Annotated in this window: 16 protein-coding genes; 9 read left to right on the top strand and 7 right to left on the bottom strand. The window is 65.0% G+C overall.

The window, feature by feature from the left end:
* Positions 1 to 127: 127 nt before the first annotated feature.
* The 4 genes from XH96_RS14935 to XH96_RS14920 all read right to left on the bottom strand — a co-directional run bounded on the left by XH96_RS14935 (position 128) and on the right by XH96_RS14920 (position 3,014).
* On the bottom strand, positions 128 to 1,051 hold the full coding sequence (locus XH96_RS14935; protein ID WP_061882914.1) for a MoxR family ATPase: 924 nt from the start codon (positions 1,049 to 1,051) through the stop codon (positions 128 to 130).
* Between the two features lie 62 nt (positions 1,052 to 1,113).
* Positions 1,114 to 1,920, bottom strand: a complete 807-nt coding sequence (locus XH96_RS14930; protein WP_194393156.1) for a xanthine dehydrogenase family protein subunit M — start codon at positions 1,918 to 1,920, stop codon at positions 1,114 to 1,116.
* A 27-nt stretch (positions 1,921 to 1,947) separates the two neighbouring features.
* The gene (locus XH96_RS14925; RefSeq protein ID WP_028137319.1) at positions 1,948 to 2,433 is read right to left on the bottom strand and encodes a (2Fe-2S)-binding protein; all 486 of its coding nucleotides are present in this window, start codon (positions 2,431 to 2,433) and stop codon (positions 1,948 to 1,950) included.
* Between the two features lie 134 nt (positions 2,434 to 2,567).
* Positions 2,568 to 3,014 (bottom strand): carbon monoxide dehydrogenase subunit G, encoded by a 447-nt coding sequence (locus XH96_RS14920; protein ID WP_024340831.1) that lies wholly within the window; start codon positions 3,012 to 3,014, stop codon positions 2,568 to 2,570.
* Between the two features lie 171 nt (positions 3,015 to 3,185).
* Between XH96_RS14920 and XH96_RS14915 the strand changes: the two genes are divergently transcribed.
* The 3 genes from XH96_RS14915 (at position 3,186) to XH96_RS14905 (ending at position 5,879) form a co-directional block, all read left to right on the top strand.
* The gene (locus XH96_RS14915; protein WP_194393155.1) at positions 3,186 to 4,541 is read left to right on the top strand and encodes a 3-carboxy-cis,cis-muconate cycloisomerase; all 1,356 of its coding nucleotides are present in this window, start codon (positions 3,186 to 3,188) and stop codon (positions 4,539 to 4,541) included.
* A gap of 35 nt (positions 4,542 to 4,576) precedes the next feature.
* Positions 4,577 to 5,359, top strand: coding sequence for a 3-oxoadipate enol-lactonase (pcaD, locus tag XH96_RS14910; RefSeq protein WP_194393154.1), 783 nt, complete (start codon positions 4,577 to 4,579; stop codon positions 5,357 to 5,359).
* A 127-nt stretch (positions 5,360 to 5,486) separates the two neighbouring features.
* Complete coding sequence (locus XH96_RS14905) at positions 5,487 to 5,879, top strand: carboxymuconolactone decarboxylase family protein (RefSeq protein ID WP_084807568.1); 393 nt, start codon at positions 5,487 to 5,489, stop codon at positions 5,877 to 5,879.
* Here XH96_RS14905 and XH96_RS14900 read toward each other — a convergent pair.
* Together XH96_RS14900 and XH96_RS14895 are read right to left on the bottom strand one after the other, a co-directional pair.
* Positions 5,841 to 6,395 (bottom strand): hypothetical protein, encoded by a 555-nt coding sequence (locus XH96_RS14900; RefSeq protein ID WP_194393153.1) that lies wholly within the window; start codon positions 6,393 to 6,395, stop codon positions 5,841 to 5,843. The two genes, XH96_RS14905 and XH96_RS14900, sit on opposite strands and share 39 nt — an antisense overlap.
* 200 nt (positions 6,396 to 6,595) lie before the next feature.
* Positions 6,596 to 6,781 (bottom strand): hypothetical protein, encoded by a 186-nt coding sequence (locus XH96_RS14895; protein ID WP_081494932.1) that lies wholly within the window; start codon positions 6,779 to 6,781, stop codon positions 6,596 to 6,598.
* Positions 6,782 to 7,072: 291 nt separating this feature from the next.
* Here XH96_RS14895 and XH96_RS14890 point away from each other — a divergent pair, with 291 nt between their 5' ends.
* From XH96_RS14890 to XH96_RS14870, 5 genes are all read left to right on the top strand, one after another.
* Positions 7,073 to 7,990, top strand: coding sequence for a branched-chain amino acid ABC transporter permease LivH (locus XH96_RS14890; protein ID WP_194393152.1), 918 nt, complete (start codon positions 7,073 to 7,075; stop codon positions 7,988 to 7,990).
* A gap of 27 nt (positions 7,991 to 8,017) precedes the next feature.
* Positions 8,018 to 9,319, top strand: a complete 1,302-nt coding sequence (gene livM / locus XH96_RS14885; protein ID WP_194393151.1) for a high-affinity branched-chain amino acid ABC transporter permease LivM — start codon at positions 8,018 to 8,020, stop codon at positions 9,317 to 9,319.
* Entirely contained in the window at positions 9,316 to 10,149 is an 834-nt protein-coding gene (locus tag XH96_RS14880) for an ABC transporter ATP-binding protein (protein WP_194393150.1), read from the top strand. The genes livM and XH96_RS14880 overlap by 4 nt, the downstream gene beginning before the upstream one ends.
* Complete coding sequence (locus tag XH96_RS14875; protein WP_194393149.1) at positions 10,146 to 10,889, top strand: ABC transporter ATP-binding protein; 744 nt, start codon at positions 10,146 to 10,148, stop codon at positions 10,887 to 10,889. The genes XH96_RS14880 and XH96_RS14875 overlap by 4 nt, the downstream gene beginning before the upstream one ends.
* Before the next feature lie 158 nt (positions 10,890 to 11,047).
* Complete coding sequence (locus tag XH96_RS14870) at positions 11,048 to 12,166, top strand: branched-chain amino acid ABC transporter substrate-binding protein (protein WP_061882924.1); 1,119 nt, start codon at positions 11,048 to 11,050, stop codon at positions 12,164 to 12,166.
* 81 nt (positions 12,167 to 12,247) lie between these two features.
* Here the strand turns inward: XH96_RS14870 and XH96_RS14865 are convergent, their stop codons facing one another.
* The gene (locus tag XH96_RS14865; protein WP_194393148.1) at positions 12,248 to 12,634 is read right to left on the bottom strand and encodes a response regulator; all 387 of its coding nucleotides are present in this window, start codon (positions 12,632 to 12,634) and stop codon (positions 12,248 to 12,250) included.
* A 238-nt stretch (positions 12,635 to 12,872) separates the two neighbouring features.
* Here XH96_RS14865 and XH96_RS14860 point away from each other — a divergent pair, with 238 nt between their 5' ends.
* Positions 12,873 to 15,698 carry a PAS domain S-box protein gene (locus XH96_RS14860; protein WP_246790084.1) on the top strand — a complete coding sequence of 942 codons (2,826 nt, stop codon included), beginning with the start codon at positions 12,873 to 12,875 and terminating at the stop codon, positions 15,696 to 15,698.
* Positions 15,699 to 15,747 lie beyond the last annotated feature (49 nt).

The raw sequence follows: 15,747 nt of genomic DNA, 5'->3' as shown, positions 1-15,747 counted from the left end.
GTCCACACTCTCGGTCGTCATTCCGGGGCGCGCCTCTTGGCGCGAGCCCGGAATCCATTCATCCACCAACTCTGCGGCCCGATGGATTCCGGGCTCGCGCTACGCGCGCCCCGGAATGACGGGAAGATCAATTCTCGCTCGTCGCTTCCTTCAGCACCTTCTGCAGGGCATCGCCCTGCATCCGGGTAATGTCGTCCTGATACTTGAGCAGCGCACCCAGCGTGTCGCCGACCACTTGCGGGGTCAGCGAGCGAGCATCGAGCTCCGACAACGCCGTCGCCCAGTCGATGGTCTCGGCGACACCCGGCGACTTGTAGAAGTCCTGGTTGCGCAAGGCCTGCACGAAGCGCACCACCTGCTGCGACAGCTTGGCGGAGATGCCGGGCACGCGCGTCTTGACGATCGCAAGCTCACGCTCGGCGGCAGGATAATCCACCCAGTGATAGAGGCAGCGCCGCTTCAGCGCGTCGTGGATCTCGCGGGTGCGGTTGGACGTGATGATGACGATCGGCGGATGCGGCGCCTTCACGGTGCCGAATTCGGGGATAGTCACCTGGAAGTCGCTGAGGATCTCGAGCAGGTAGGCCTCGAACGCCTCGTCGGCGCGGTCGAGCTCGTCGATCAGCAGCACCGGCGGACCGGCGACGTCGGGCTCCAGCGCCTGAAGCAGCGGCCGCTTGATCATGTAGCGGTCGGCGAAGATATCGCTCGAGAGCTGGTCGCGATCGGTGTCGCCGGCGGCTTCCGCCATCCGGATCGCGATCATCTGCGCGGCGCTATTCCACTCGTAGACCGCAGAGGAAACGTCGAGGCCTTCATAGCACTGAAGGCGGATCAGCTTCCGCCCCAGCGCCGCCGAGAGCACCTTGGCGATCTCGGTCTTGCCGACGCCGGCCTCGCCCTCCAGGAACAGCGGCCGGCCCATGCGCAAGGAGAGGTAGGTCACTGTCGCAAGCGACCGCTCGGCGAGGTAGCCCCGCGACGTCAGAAGTTCGAGCATCGCATCGACCGATGCCGGCAAAGCACCGGACGAATTGGGCGTTGAAGTCATGAGAAAGCCAGTCTTACTACGCCCTCATCGGGACATGTTCGGGGCCGATGCGTGAGGTCACCTCACGCCTTGGCGTTGGCGGCATCGACGGCACGCCGCGTCAGCACCCCGATGAGGTGCGCGCGGTATTCGGCGCTGCCGTGGATATCGCTGTTGAGACCTTCCGCCGGCACCGCGATGCCTTCCAGCGCCTTCGAGGCGAAGCGCTTCTTCAGGGCCTCCTCGAATGCGGTGACGCGGAACACGCCTTCGGAGCCGGCGCCGGTGACGGCAACGCGCACGTCCGAAGGACGCCGCGCCACGAACACGCCGACCAGCGCATAACGAGAGGCCTGGTTGCGGAACTTGATGTAGGCTGCCTTTTTCGGCAGCGGAAACATCACCTTGGTGATGATCTCATCGGCTTCGAGCGCCGTGGTGAACAGGCCCTGGAAGAACTCTTCGGCCTTCAGGCGGCGCTTATTGGTGACGATGGTGGCACCCAGCGCCAGCACCGCGGCCGGGTAGTCGGCGGTCGGATCGTTGTTGGCGAGCGAGCCGCCGATCGTGCCCTTGTGGCGCACGGCCGGATCGCCGATCTGGCTGGCGAGATCCGCAAGCGCCGGGATCGCCTCACCGACGATGGCGGAGGTCGCGACCTCGGCATGCCTGGCGGTGGCGCCGATCACCAGCGAGCGGCCCTTCATCTCGATCGCATTGAGCCCCTCGATATGGGAGAGGTCGACCAGATGCGGAGGGCTTGCGAGGCGCTGCTTCATGACGGGAATCAGCGTGTGGCCGCCGGCGATGACCTTGGCTTCTTCGTTCTTCACCAGGAGGTTGGCCGCCTGGCGAACCGTCCCAGGGCGATGATATTTGAATTCGTACATCTGGATGTCCTGATCGCGGGATGCGCGTTACGCGAGGTCGGATTTCGCCATCGCCTTCGCGCCGGCGGAGATCGAAGCGACGATGTTCTGATAGCCCGTGCAGCGGCATAGATTGCCTTCGAGCTCCTCGCGAATCGTGTGGTCGTCGAGTTCGTGGCCCTTGCGATGCACGATGTCGATCGCGGTCATGATCATGCCGGGCGTGCAGAAGCCGCACTGCAGGCCATGGTGTTCGCGAAAGGCCTCCTGCATCGGATGCAGCGGCGCGCCGTCGGCGGCCAGCCCCTCGATCGTCTTGACCTCGTGGCCATCGGCCATCACCGCAAGCGTGGTGCAGGACTTCACGGCCTTGCCGTCGAGATGCACGACGCAGGCGCCGCACTGCGAGGTGTCGCAGCCGACATGGGTGCCCGTCAGCTTCAGATTCTCGCGCAGAAACTGCACCAGAAGCGTGCGGGGATCGACATTGGCCGTCACAGGATTGCCGTTCACGATGAGGGAGATTTTTGCCATAAGCACTCTCTATCAGCGCCCCGACGGGTCCCGTCGAAGCGGTTCTTATAATTATTCCAACCCATCATATGGGCCAATATGCCCGGGGGCAACATCGCCCGGAACGCAAGGCGCCATGCCGAAAGCGATAGGTGTCAGCCTTGTACCGCCTTGGCGAAGTTCGCGAAAAATTCGTCGGCCAGTTTCTTGGCGGTGCCGTTGATGAGGCGCTGGCCGAGCTGCGCCAACTTGCCGCCGATCTGCGCCTCGACGTCGTAGGAGAGCAGCGTGCCGCCGTCCTTCTCCGCGAGCTTGACCACCGCGCCGCCCTTGGCGAATCCGGCCACCCCGCCCTCGCCCTCACCCGAGATCTTGTAACCATTCGGCGGGTCGAGATCGGACAGCGTGACCTTGCCCTTGAAGCGCGCCGACACCGGGCCGACTTTCATTTTAGCCGTTGCGCGGAAGCCGCCATCGTCGGTCTTCTCCAGCTCCTCGCAGCCGGGGATGCAGGCCTTCAGCACCTCGGGGTCGTTGAGCTTGGCCCACACGGCCTCGCGCGGCGCCGCAAGCTGGACTTCGCCGTTCATCGTCATGGCCATGAGGTGCCTCCCGGATCGGACAACTATAGTGCTGATCAAGTAACGCAGCGGCGCGGCAAAGGAAAGGGCGGGGCCGGGTCACGTGCAATGCATATTCGCAACTGCAAAAAAACGTGTGGGGCCGGTTGGGGATTGGCACAGCCGGGCCATGATGATTAGGTCGCGCGCAAGATGAGCACATCCCTCTCCCCCCTGCTCGCGCCGATGCTGTCGAGCGCCGCCATGCGCGCGGTCTGCGACGACCGGTCTACCCTGCAGAACATGCTCGATTTCGAGGCAGCCTTGGCACGCGCCGAGGCCGCCACGGCTGTGATTCCGGCATCCGCCATCGGCCCGATCGAGGCCGCGTGCAAGGCCGATTCCTTCGACATGGCCGCACTGGCCGAGGCCGCGACGCGATCGGGCAATCTCGCAATTCCCCTGGTCAAGATGCTGACCGCCCATGTCGGCAAGACCGACGCGGAGGCCGCGCGCTACGTGCATTGGGGCGCGACCAGCCAGGACGTCATCGACACCGCGACGATTCTGACGCTTCGTGCCGGCATCGATGCATTGGACGTCGACCTCAGCCGCGCCATCAAGGGCTTTGCCGCGCTGGCGCGCAGCCATCGCAACACCGCGATGGTGGCGCGGACCTGGCTGCAGCATGCGCTGCCGATGCCGTTCGGGCTGAAGGCGGCCGAATATGCCGCAAGCCTTGCCCGCGCCCGCTGCCGCCTGCGGCGACTCCGCCGCGAGGGCCTGGCGCTGCAATTCGGCGGTGCCGCCGGCACGCTCGCCGCGCTCGGCGACAAGGGGCTCGCGGTTTCAGAACGGCTGGCGCAGGAGCTCGGTCTGCCGCTGCCTGAGGCGCCCTGGCACACCCATCGCGACCGCATCGCCGAGGCTGCATCCTGCCTCGCAATTCTGGCCGGCAGCTGCGGCAAGATCGCGCGCGACGTCTCGCTGATGATGCAGACCGACGTCGCCGAGGCGTTCGAGCCCGCCGGCGAGGGGCGCGGCGGCTCCTCGACCATGCCGCACAAGCGCAACCCGGTCGCCGCGGCGAGCGCGCTGGGCGCCGCCACCATGGCCCCGCAGCTCGCCGCCACGATCTTGGCCGCGCAGGTGCAGGACCACGAGCGCAGCGCCGGTCCCTGGCACGCGGAGTGGCCGACGCTGCCGCAATTGATGTTGGTCACCTCCGGCGCGCTTGCGGCTATCGTCGACATCGCCGAAGGCCTCGAGGTCGATGCGGCGCGCATGCGCAGCAATCTCGATGCGACGCAGGGGCTGATCATGGCCGAAGCGGTCACCTTCGCGCTGGCCGAAAAGATCGGCAAGAGCGATGCGCATCATCTGATCGAGGCCGCGAGCAAGCGCGCGGTCGCCGAGAGGAAGCATCTGCGCGAGGTGCTGTCGGCCGATTCGCAGGTCAACGCGCACCTTTCTCCGGAAAAAATTGCGGCATTGTTCGAGCCGATGGCCTATCAAGGAGCCTCCCAAGCCCTGATCGACCGGCTGCTCGACAGCCTCGACCTCGAATAAGAACCGCAAATACGCAAATACGACGGAGACGCCGCATGCCCATGATCGATGCCGACGGTTGCCTGCTCAACGTCTCCGTCGAGGGCCGCGACGGCGGGCCCACCTTGATGCTGTCGAACTCGCTGGGCTGCACGCTTCAGATGTGGGAGCCGCAGATGAAGGCGCTGACGCAGGTGTTCCGCGTCATCCGCTACGACCGCCGCGGCCATGGCAAGTCCAACGTCCCCCCGGGTCCTTACTCGATGGAGCGTTTCGGCCGCGACGTGCTGGCGATCCTCGACGATCTCAACATCGAGAAGGTGCACTGGTGCGGCCTGTCGATGGGCGGCATGGTCGGGCAATGGCTCGGCGCCAACGCGCCGGAGCGCATGGCCAAGCTCATCCTTGCCAACACGTCCTGCTACTATCCCGATCCAACAAACTGGCGCAACCGCATCAAGGCGGTGAAGGAGGGCGGCATCGCGGCGGTTGCCGACGCCGTGATCGCGGGCTGGCTGACGCAAGATTTCCGCGAGCGCGAGCCTGAGATCACGGCGAGGATGAAGTCGATGCTGCTCGCCTCCCCTGTCGAGGGCTATCTCGCCTGCTGCGAGGCGCTGTCGACACTCGACCAGCGCGAGTTGCTGCCCAGGATCAAGAGCCCGACGCTGGTGATCGCCGGCCGCCACGACATGGCGACGCCGATCTCGGCGGCCGAGTTGATCCGCTCGAACATTCCGGGCGCGAGCATGACCATCATCGACGCCGCCCACATTTCCAACGTCGAGCAGCCGCACGCATTCACGGATGCTGTGGTGGGATTTTTGACGCAGCGTTAGCAACGACCTTCGTCATTCCGGGGCGATGCGCAGCATCGAACCAGGAATCTCGATCGGCATTCGCAACCCCGAGATTCCGGGTTCGCCTCTTCGAGGCGCCCCGGAATGACTCATTCGGAGGAAACACATGGACGACCAGAAGCGCCGCGATGCCGGCATGAACGTGCGCCGGAAAGTGCTCGGCAATGCCTGGGTCGACAAGTCGATCGCGAACCGCAACGCCTTCAACACCGACTTCCAGGACATGATCACGCGCTACGCCTGGGGCGAGATCTGGACGCGACCGCATTTCGACGAGCGCACGCGACGCGTGCTGGTGATCGGCACCATGGTCGCGCTCGGGCAATGGGACGAGTTTCGCCTGCACGTGCGTGCCGCGCTCGCCGAGGGTGGCTTCACGCCTGACGACATCAAGGAAATCCTGCTTCAGCAGGCGATCTATTGCGGCGTGCCGGCGGCGAACCACGCCGTCAAGGAAGCCTCAGCGATTGTGCAGGAGCTCGGCCTGCTCAAGGCCTAGCGGCTCAAGGCTTGGCGGCTTAAGGCTTGGCGGCGCGGCGATCTCCGACGTCTTCGGCGCTGGCGCCGGCTTCTCGATCACCACAACGATCGCGGCGCCGAGCAAGAGCAGGAGCTCGGTGGCATGCAGCCGGAGCGCGGCGATCTCGCCGACCTTCGAGGCCATCACCATGCTGGCAAACGAGATCAGGCTGCCGATCGCCAGCGCGATGCCGAGCGCCTCGTCGCTGCCGCCGCTCTTGCGGATTCGGGGAATGCACAGCAGCACGAGGAAGAACGCAAAGAACGCTACGACCGTCAGCCGGCCCAGCGCAAGCAGCCAGGCGGCGCGCACCGTGTCCATCCCCGCCATCTGGAGATGGTCGCTCAGGAACAGCGCGACCGCAACGCTCGGGCGCTCGTAGAGGCCGTGCACCGGGGCGACAATGATGTTGAAGGCAACCATCGCCCAGGCCGGAATGAAATAGGCCGCCAGCAGCGCGCCGTTGACCGAACCGATCCGCCAATTCCCGAACATGCCGCTTCCCGCCTGTTTGCCGGCCTTCGACGAAAAGGCCGCGGCTTCGCCGAGCTAACTCGCATCAGACCGCGGCGGCAATTTAAACTCTTTGTTTACCTTAACTGCCCTGGGGATGGGGAACTGTCCCAGGGACCTGGCGCCAAAAGGAAAGCCCCGCCTCTCGGCGGGGCCTCCTCACTCCTGGGCTCCCAAACTCGCTATTCCTGACCGCGCTGGCCGCCCTGTTGCTGGCCTGGACGCTCGCCCTGGCGCATCGGGTCGTTCTGCTGCTGTTGTCCGGGTTTCTGGCCGCCGCCCTGCTGCTGCCCGGGCTGTTGGCCGGGGCGCTGCTGGCCGGGGTTTTGACTCTGCTGGCCCGGATTCTGGTTCTGCTGCTTCGTCATTTCGGGAAACTCCCTTGTTGGACGTCAGAGCTGAGACAACGGCCGCCATCCGCTTTGGTTGCCTGAGGGAACCCGGTTCCTCGCAGCAGCGGAACCGGAAAAGACGACGGTCGTAACGAAATGACCATTGTACAAGCCCGTCTGCCGCGGCTTCGCTAGTTGCAGCCGCCAGTTCCCTCCTGTTACAAAACCTGAAGAATGCTCAAGGGCTGCCGGGGCCCGAGAAGAAACTCAAGACTCTCTCTCGAATAGCTCCCTTTGAGCGGCGTCAGGTTTGGTAAACGGCAGCCCATGGATTATTTCGCCCAGCAGCTCATCAACGGTCTCGTCCTGGGCTCGATCTACGGCCTGATCGCGATCGGCTACACGATGGTCTACGGCATCGTCGGCATGATCAACTTCGCCCATGGCGACGTCTTCATGATCGGCGGCTTCATCGCGCTCATCACCTTCGTGATCCTGATCTCGCTCGGGCTGACCGCCATCCCCGTGATCCTGCTCGTCGTGCTGCTGGTCTCGATGGCGATCACCGCGCTCTATGGCTGGACCATCGAGCGCATCGCCTACCGGCCGCTGCGCCATTCCTTCCGTCTCGCCCCGATGCTGTCGGCGATCGGCATGTCCTTCGTGCTCACCAACTATTCGCAGGTGGCGCAAGGCGCACGCGTCAAGCCAATCCCGCCCTTCATCACCGGCGGCTACACGCTGCACGAGAGCGCGGACGGCTTCGTGATCCAGCTCTCCAACATCCAGATCATGGTGGTCGTCACGACCATCGTGCTGCTGGCGATCTTCACCTGGCTGGTCTCCCGCACCCGGCTCGGGCGCGACATGCGCGCCTGCGAGCAGGACCAGACCATGGCGGCCCTGCTGGGCGTCGACGTCGACCGCACCATCTCCATGACCTTCGTGATCGGCGCCGCGCTCGCTGCGGTGGCCGGCCTGATGTACCTGCTCTATTACGGCCTCGTCGATTTCTTCATGGGCTTCGTCGCCGGCATCAAGGCGTTCACCGCTGCCGTGCTCGGCGGCATCGGCTCGTTGCCCGGCGCCATGCTCGGAGGGCTTGCGATCGGTCTGATAGAGACCTTCTGGTCGGCCTATTTCTCGGTCGAGTACAAGGACGTCGCGGCGTTCTCGATCCTGATCGTCGTGCTGATCTTCATGCCGACCGGCCTGCTTGGTCGTCCCGAAGTCGAAAAAGTCTGACGGTCACGCGTGGCAGCTCCCTCGACCATGACGGCAAAACCCGCAACAGGCATCACCTCCCTCCTGAAGACGGCTTTCATCAACGCGCTGATCGCGCTGGTGCTGTTCTCGTTGATGGTCGGTATCCGCACCGAGGCGGGCTCCGACGGCCAGCTCACCTACTGGACGCGCTTCGGCGAACTCGCCTCCCTCGTCGGGGCGGTGTTCGGCGGCTCGATCGTGATCGAGCTGCTGCGGCAATGGATCGGCCCGACCGGCGCCGAGAAGCTGGTGCCGCCGGCGGTGCAGAGCGGCATGTCCTTCATCGGCCGCTACCTCACGCCGGCACTTCTGATCTTCACGGTGCTGGTGCCCGTCATCTTCTATGACCAGCGTTACATCCTCGACCTCGCGATCCTCGTGCTCACCTATGTGATGCTGGGCTGGGGGTTGAACGTCGTGGTCGGGCTCGCCGGCCTGCTCGATCTCGGCTATGTCGCGTTTTATGCGGTCGGTGCCTATTCCTACGGACTGCTCGCCACCAATTTCGGCTGGTCGTTCTGGATCTGCCTGCCGCTCGCCGGCATTCTCGCCGCGTTCTGGGGCGTGCTGCTCGGCTTCCCCGTGCTCCGCCTGCGCGGCGACTATCTCGCCATCGTGACGCTCGCCTTCGGCGAGATCATCCGCCTCGTCATCATCAACTGGCAGGAGCTGACCGGCGGGCCGAACGGCGTCTCCGGCATTCCGCGCCCCTCCTTCTTCGGCATCCCGCTCGACAACAGCGACGAAGGGCTCGCCGCCAGGCTCGGCATCGAGTATTCGCCGACCCACCGCATCGTCTTCCTGTTCTACCTGATCCTGGCGCTGGCGCTCCTCACCAACTGGGTGACGATCCGGCTGCGGCGCCTGCCGATCGGGCGGGCCTGGGAGGCCTTGCGCGAGGACGAGGTCGCCTGCCGTGCGCTCGGCATCAACACCACGACCACCAAGCTCACGGCCTTCGCGACCGGCGCCATGTTCGGCGGCTTCGCCGGCGCGTTCTTCGCCACCCGCCAGGGCTTCATCAGCCCGGAATCCTTCACCTTCCAGGAATCGGCGCTGGTGCTCGCGATCGTCGTTCTCGGTGGCATGGGCTCGCAGCTCGGCGTGGCGCTTGCCGCGCTCGCCATGATCGGCGGCTTCGAGCTGTTCCGCGGCCTCGAGACCTACCGCATGCTGGTGTTCGGCATGTCGATGGTGCTGATCATGATCTGGCGGCCGCGCGGCCTGATCGGCCATCGCGCACCGACCGTGTATCTGACCAAGGCGGAGGCCATCTCGTCCGACCTCGTCAAGGAAGGGCACGGATGAGCGCCGACCAGATTCTGAGCGTCGACCGGCTCGTCATGCGCTTCGGCGGCATCGTTGCCGTGCAGGACCTGTCATTTTCGGCGGAGCGGAAGAAGATCACCGCGCTGATCGGGCCGAACGGCGCCGGCAAGACCACGGTCTTCAACTGCATCACCGGGTTCTACAAGCCGAGCGGCGGCACCATTCGCCTCACCCACGACGACGGCAGGGTGATGGCGCTGGAGCGGCTGAACGACTTCCGCATCGCCAAGCAAGCCAAGGTCGCGCGCACCTTCCAGAACATCCGCCTGTTTCCCGGCATGACCGCGCTGGAGAACCTTATGGTGGCGCAGCACAACGCGCTGATGCGCGCCTCCGGCTACACCCTTCTCGGTCTCCTCGGCGTTCCCACCTACCGTGACGCCGAAAAGCGTGCGATCGATCTGGCCACCGACTGGCTGAAGCGGGTCAATTTGCTCGACCGCGCCGACGACGCCGCCGGCAATTTCGCCTATGGCGACCAGCGCCGGCTGGAAATCGCCCGCGCAATGTGCACCGGGCCCGCCCTGTTGTGCCTGGACGAACCCGCGGCCGGCCTCAATGCGCGCGAGAGCGCGGCCCTGAGCGAGCTCCTGCTCTCGATCCGGGACGAACTCGGCACCTCGATCCTGCTGATCGAGCACGACATGTCGGTGGTGATGGAGATCTCCGACCACATCGTGGTGATGGACCATGGCGTGAAGATCGCGGAGGGCGCGCCGCGCGAGGTCCGCGACGATCCGAAGGTGATCGCCGCCTATCTCGGCGCCGACGAGGACGAGGCCGTGGCCGTGATGGAGAACGGGACGTGACATCGGCGCCCACTCCCCTGCTCGCGATCCGCGGTCTTCGCGCCGCCTACGGCAAGATCGAGGCGCTGAAGGGCGTCGACATCGAGATCAATGCCGGCGAGATCGTCGCGCTGATCGGCGCCAACGGCGCCGGCAAGTCGACGCTGATGATGACGATCTTCGGCAAGCCGCGCGCCCGCGCCGGCCATATCCTCTATGAAGGCCGCGACATCACCGACGTTCCCACCCACGAGATCGCGCATTTGCGCATCGCGCAATCGCCGGAGGGCCGCCGCATCTTCCCGCGCATGAGCGTTGCGGAAAATCTTCAGATGGGGGCGGACTCGACCGAATGCACCGACGCCGAGCGCGAGACGACGCTGCAACGCGTGTTCGCGCTGTTTCCGCGGCTGAAGGAACGCTATGCCCAGCGCGGTGGAACTCTGTCCGGCGGCGAGCAGCAGATGCTGGCCATCGGCCGCGCGCTGATGAGCCGCCCCCGCCTGCTCCTGCTCGACGAGCCCTCGCTCGGCCTCGCACCGCTGATCGCACGCCAGATCTTCGATGCGATCCGGACCCTGAACCGGCAGGACGGTCTGACCGTCCTGATCGTCGAGCAGAATGCCAACCATGCGCTCAAGCTCGCCCATCGCGGTTACGTCATGGTCAATGGCCTGATCACTTTGGCCGGGACCGGCACCGAATTGCTGCAGCGCCCGGAGATTCGCGCCGCCTATCTGGAAGGCGGACGCCACGGCTGACCGAGCCAGGACCGACAAGTGCGGCCGAATGTGGCGAGATATCTCCGCAAATGCCCGTATTTTGCCGGTGACTTCTCCTCGAATTCATTCAAGAATGGCGCCGGTTTGAACCGGGCATTCCCGGCAACGTCCACAGGCGACCACCCGCGAGGTATCTCATGAAATCACTGAAGCTCATCGGTCTGGCATTCGGCGCATCGCTCGCGCTGTCGGGCGCGGCATTCGCGCAGGATGTCACCGTCGCAGTCGCAGGCCCGATGACCGGCGGCGAGTCCGCCTTCGGCCGCCAGATGAAGAACGGCGCCGAGATGGCCGTGGCCGATATCAATGCCGCCGGCGGCGTCAACGGCAAGAAGCTCGCGCTCTCCGTCGAAGACGACGCCTGCGACCCGAAACAGGCGCGCTCGATCGCCGAGAAGATCGCCGGCGCGAAAATCCCGTTCGTGGCCGGGCACTATTGCTCGTCGTCGTCGATCCCGGCTTCGGAAGCCTATGCCGACGGCAACGTGCTCCAGATCACGCCGGCTTCGACCAACCCGCTGTTCACCGAGCGCAAGCTCTGGAACGTGGCTCGCGTCTGCGGCCGTGACGATCAGCAGGGCCTGATCGCCGCGCAGTACATCGCCAAGAACTACAAGGGCAAGAACATCGCGATTCTCAACGACAAGACCACCTACGGCAAGGGTCTTGCCGACGAGACCAAGAAGGCGCTGAACAAGGCCGGCGTCACCGAGAAGATGTACGAGTCCTACAACAAGGGCGACAAGGACTTCAACGCGATCGTCTCCCGCCTGAAGCGCGACAACATCGACCTCGTCTATGTCGGCGGCTATCACCAGGAAAGCGGCCTGATCCTGCGCCAGATGCGGGACCAGGGCCTCAAGACCGTGCTGATGGCTGGCGACGCGCTCGCCGACAAGGAGTACGCCTCCATCACCGGCCCCGCCGGCGAAGGCACGCTGTTCACCTTCGGCCCCGACCCGCGCAACAAGCCCACCGCCAAGAAGATCGTCGAGGCATTCAAGGCCAAGAACATCGACCCCGAGGGCTACACCCTCTACACCTACGCGGCGATGCAGGTGTGGTCGCAGGCGGCCAAGAAAGCCGGCACCACCGACGCCAAGAAGGTCATGGCGGCGATGAAGGCCGGCAAGTGGGACACCGTGATCGGCCCGGTCGAATATGACGCCAAGGGCGACATCAAGCAGATCGACTACGTCGTCTACAAGTGGGACGCCAAGGGCGGCTACGCCGAGATCAGCGGCAACGGCACCTGAGCGCGCCTGCCGGGCCTTTGGGCCGCCATCAACCATCATCGCGCCCCGGCCTGGCCCGGGGCGTTTCTTCTTGCGGCAGGATCAGACGGCTGCGGCCAGCTTGCCGCCGGCCGCGGCCTGGGCCTTCCGCAAGGCCTGCAGCAGGTCGTTCGGCCGAAACGGCTTTTGCAGGCAGACCACGTTGGCGAGGTGGGGCGATTGGTCCAGGAAGTCGAGCGCCGTCATCCCGGAGACCGCAATGATGGGGAGCATCGGTGCACGCTCGCGCAGGGTCGCGATGACGTCGGCGCCGCTGGTGTCGCCGAGAAAAATGTCGACGATCGCCGCGTCAAAGGGGCTTTCCGCGAAGGCCTTCAGCCCGGCCGCGCCGCTTTCGGCCTCCGCGACCTCGAAATGATTGACCCGAAGCACGATCGCGACCATCGCACGGACGTCCTTCTGGTCGTCGATGATGAGAACGCGGGGCATGGGGGAACAACTCCCGATATCGAGATCAGAATCGCCAGGTTCGAACCTGGAACCCGCCGCGGCGGAGCGGCATTGTGGCATCGCCCCGGTAAAGGGCTCCTTACCCAAGCCCTATTCCGTGTTCCCACGGAGATTAAGAAACCTGTAACCTTCGGTTGAGTCGTGGCCGGTCCTGTTCACGATCCGCGCCCAGAACCGCTACCATGAACGGACTGCCGGCCGAATGAGACCTGCGGAGATGCTCAGACCCGACCAGCTCAAGACCGACCCGCGAGGGGTGGATGTACCTGCGACGGTCGACCGGAGCACTTTTCTCTCGACCCTGCCGGCCACGTCGGCCGACCGCACCGCAGCGTCGACGATCGTCGGCGTGTCCTCGCTCCTGTTCGCAGCGGCCGTGCCCTTCGCGGGCACCCCGCTCCTGCCGGTGCCGGCCTTCGTCGCGAGTTATCAATCGGCGCTCGCCGTAAGCGACATCGTCACGGCCGTGCTGCTGCTGTCGCAGTTTGCGATCTTGCGGACCCGCGCGCTGCTGTGGCTCGCGACCGGCTATCTCTTCACCGCCGCGGCGGCGCTGGTTCATGCCCTCACCTTCCCCGGACTGTTCGCACCCACCGGGCTCTTTGGCGCGGGCCGGCAGACCACGGTCTGGCTCTACATGATCTGGCACGCCGTCTTTCCACTGTGCGTGATGGGCTATGCTTGGCTGAAAGAAAAGGACGGTGGCCCCCGGATTCGCGGCGCGGCAAGCCGGGCGATTTACGCCAGCCTGCTCGGCGTCGTCGCCGCGATGACGGTCTTCACCTGGATCGTGACCGCGCAGCATGATCTGCTGCCGGTCCTGTTGCGCGACGGCCGGTACACCCCAACCATGATCGGAGTCGTGTCCTTCGTGTGGTCGCTGAGCTTCGCCGCACTGGTGTCGCTCTGGTTCCGCAAGCCGCATACGGTGATCGACGTCTGGCTCATGGTGGTCATGTGCGCCTGGCTGTTCGACATCGCGCTGTCGGCGATCGTCAACGTCGCACGCTTCGATCTCGGCTTCTATGCCGGACGGCTCTACGGCCTCGCTGCGGCGACCTTCGTGCTCGCAGTGCTTCTCATCGAGAATGTCCGCCTCCAGGCACATACGGTGGGCCTCGTCGGCAGGCTGCGGCAGCAATCGGCCTCGGAACGCGACTATTACGGCAAGCGGCTCGCGCTGTACGGCGCAGTCGTCGAGTCGTCCAACGATGCCATCATCACGAAATCGCTCGATGGCATCATCACCGGCTGGAACAAGGCCGCCGAACATCTTTTCGGCTATTCGGCTGCCGAGGCCATCGGCAAGCCGATCGACATCATCGTGCCGCCGGATCTCAAGGGCGAGGTCAGGAGCATCCTCAACCGGATCGCCAGCAATGAGTCGATCGCCCAGCACGAGACGATCCGGATCCGGAAAGACGGAAGCCCGCTCGACGTCGTCCTCAACGTTACCCCGCTGCGGACCGATGAGGGAGAGATCATCGGCGCCTCCAAGATTGCCCACGACATCACCGAAGAGAAGCAGGCGAGAGAGAAGCTGCGCCGGGAGACCGAAGAACGCCAGCGCATCTTCGAGACGTCGCAGGATCTGATCCTGGTCACCGACGGCTATGGCAATTTCGTCCAGGTCAGCCCGAGCGTGAAGAACATTCTCGGCTACGACCCCGAGGACATGGTCGGTCACAGCGCGACCGAGTTCATCCATCCCGACGATCTCGAGAAGACGCGGAATGAGATGCGCGCGGCCCGTCGTGGTGCGGTCAAGCGCAGCTTCGAGGCGCGCTACTACCATTACGACGGTCACGAGGTCACGCTGAACTGGATGGGCACCTGGTCCGAGCCGGTGAAGCGCCATTACTTCATCGGCCGCGACCTCACCGACAAGCAGGCCGCCGAAGCCCAGCTCCGGCAGATCCAGAAGATGGACTCGATCGGGCAATTGACCGGCGGCGTCGCCCACGACTTCAACAACGTGCTGACCGTCATCACGGGCACGATCGGCATTCTCGGCGACGCGGTCGCGGACCGGCCCGAGCTTGCCGCCATCACCAAGCTGATCGACGATGCCGCCGAGCGCGGCGCGCAGCTGACCAGGCATCTGCTCGCCTTCGCCCGCAAGCAGCCGCTCCAGCCACGCGAGATCGACGTCAATGCGCTGGCGCTCGAAGCCGCCAAGCTGCTGCATCCGACGCTCGGCGAGCAGATCACCATCATGCCGCAGCTCACCGAGGATGCCTGGCCGACGCTGGTCGATCCGGGCCAGCTGTCCACCGCGATCCTCAATCTCGCGCTGAATGCGCGCGACGCCATGCCCGATGGCGGCACCCTGGTGCTGGAGACCCGCAACATCTTCCTCGACGACGGCTATGCCAGCATGAACCCCGACGTCGCTGCCGGCAATTATGTGATGATCGCGGTCAGCGACACCGGCAGCGGCATCCCGGCGGAGCTGATCGACCGGGTGTTCGATCCCTTCTTCACCACCAAGGAGGTCGGCAAGGGCACCGGCCTCGGCTTGAGCATGGTGTTCGGCTTCGTCAAGCAGTCGGGCGGCCACATCAAGATCTACAGCGAGGAAGGCCACGGCACGAGCGTGAAGATCTATCTGCCGCGCTCGAGCGGGGTGCAGGATACCGAGTACGAGGCGTTCCAGAACGCGCCCATCGCCGGCGGCGACGAGAAGATCCTTATCGTCGAGGACGATGCGCTGGTGCGGCAGTATGTCGTGACGCAGGTCAGGAGCCTCGGCTATACCGCGCTCGAGGCTGCCAACGGCACCGAGGCCCTCAATATCATCGACAGCGACGAGACCATCGACCTGCTCTTCACCGACATCATCATGCCCGGCAACATGAACGGACGCCAGCTCGCCGACGAAGCGGCCCGGCGCCGCCCCGACCTGAAGACGTTGTTCACATCGGGCTACACCGAGAATGCCATCGTCCATCATGGCCGGCTCGATTCCGGCGTGCTGCTGCTGGCCAAGCCCTACCGCAAGTCCGAGCTCGCCAAGATGCTCAGGACCGCGCTCGCCGGTTGAGCCTGCAGCATCGCTGCGCTATCGCAGATCGCGAAATGCTCTCAACGAC

The organism is Bradyrhizobium sp. CCBAU 51765, from assembly GCF_015291725.1.
In the GTDB taxonomy this organism is placed as follows: domain Bacteria; phylum Pseudomonadota; class Alphaproteobacteria; order Rhizobiales; family Xanthobacteraceae; genus Bradyrhizobium; species Bradyrhizobium liaoningense.
This window is presented reverse-complemented; position numbering and strand designations above follow the sequence as displayed.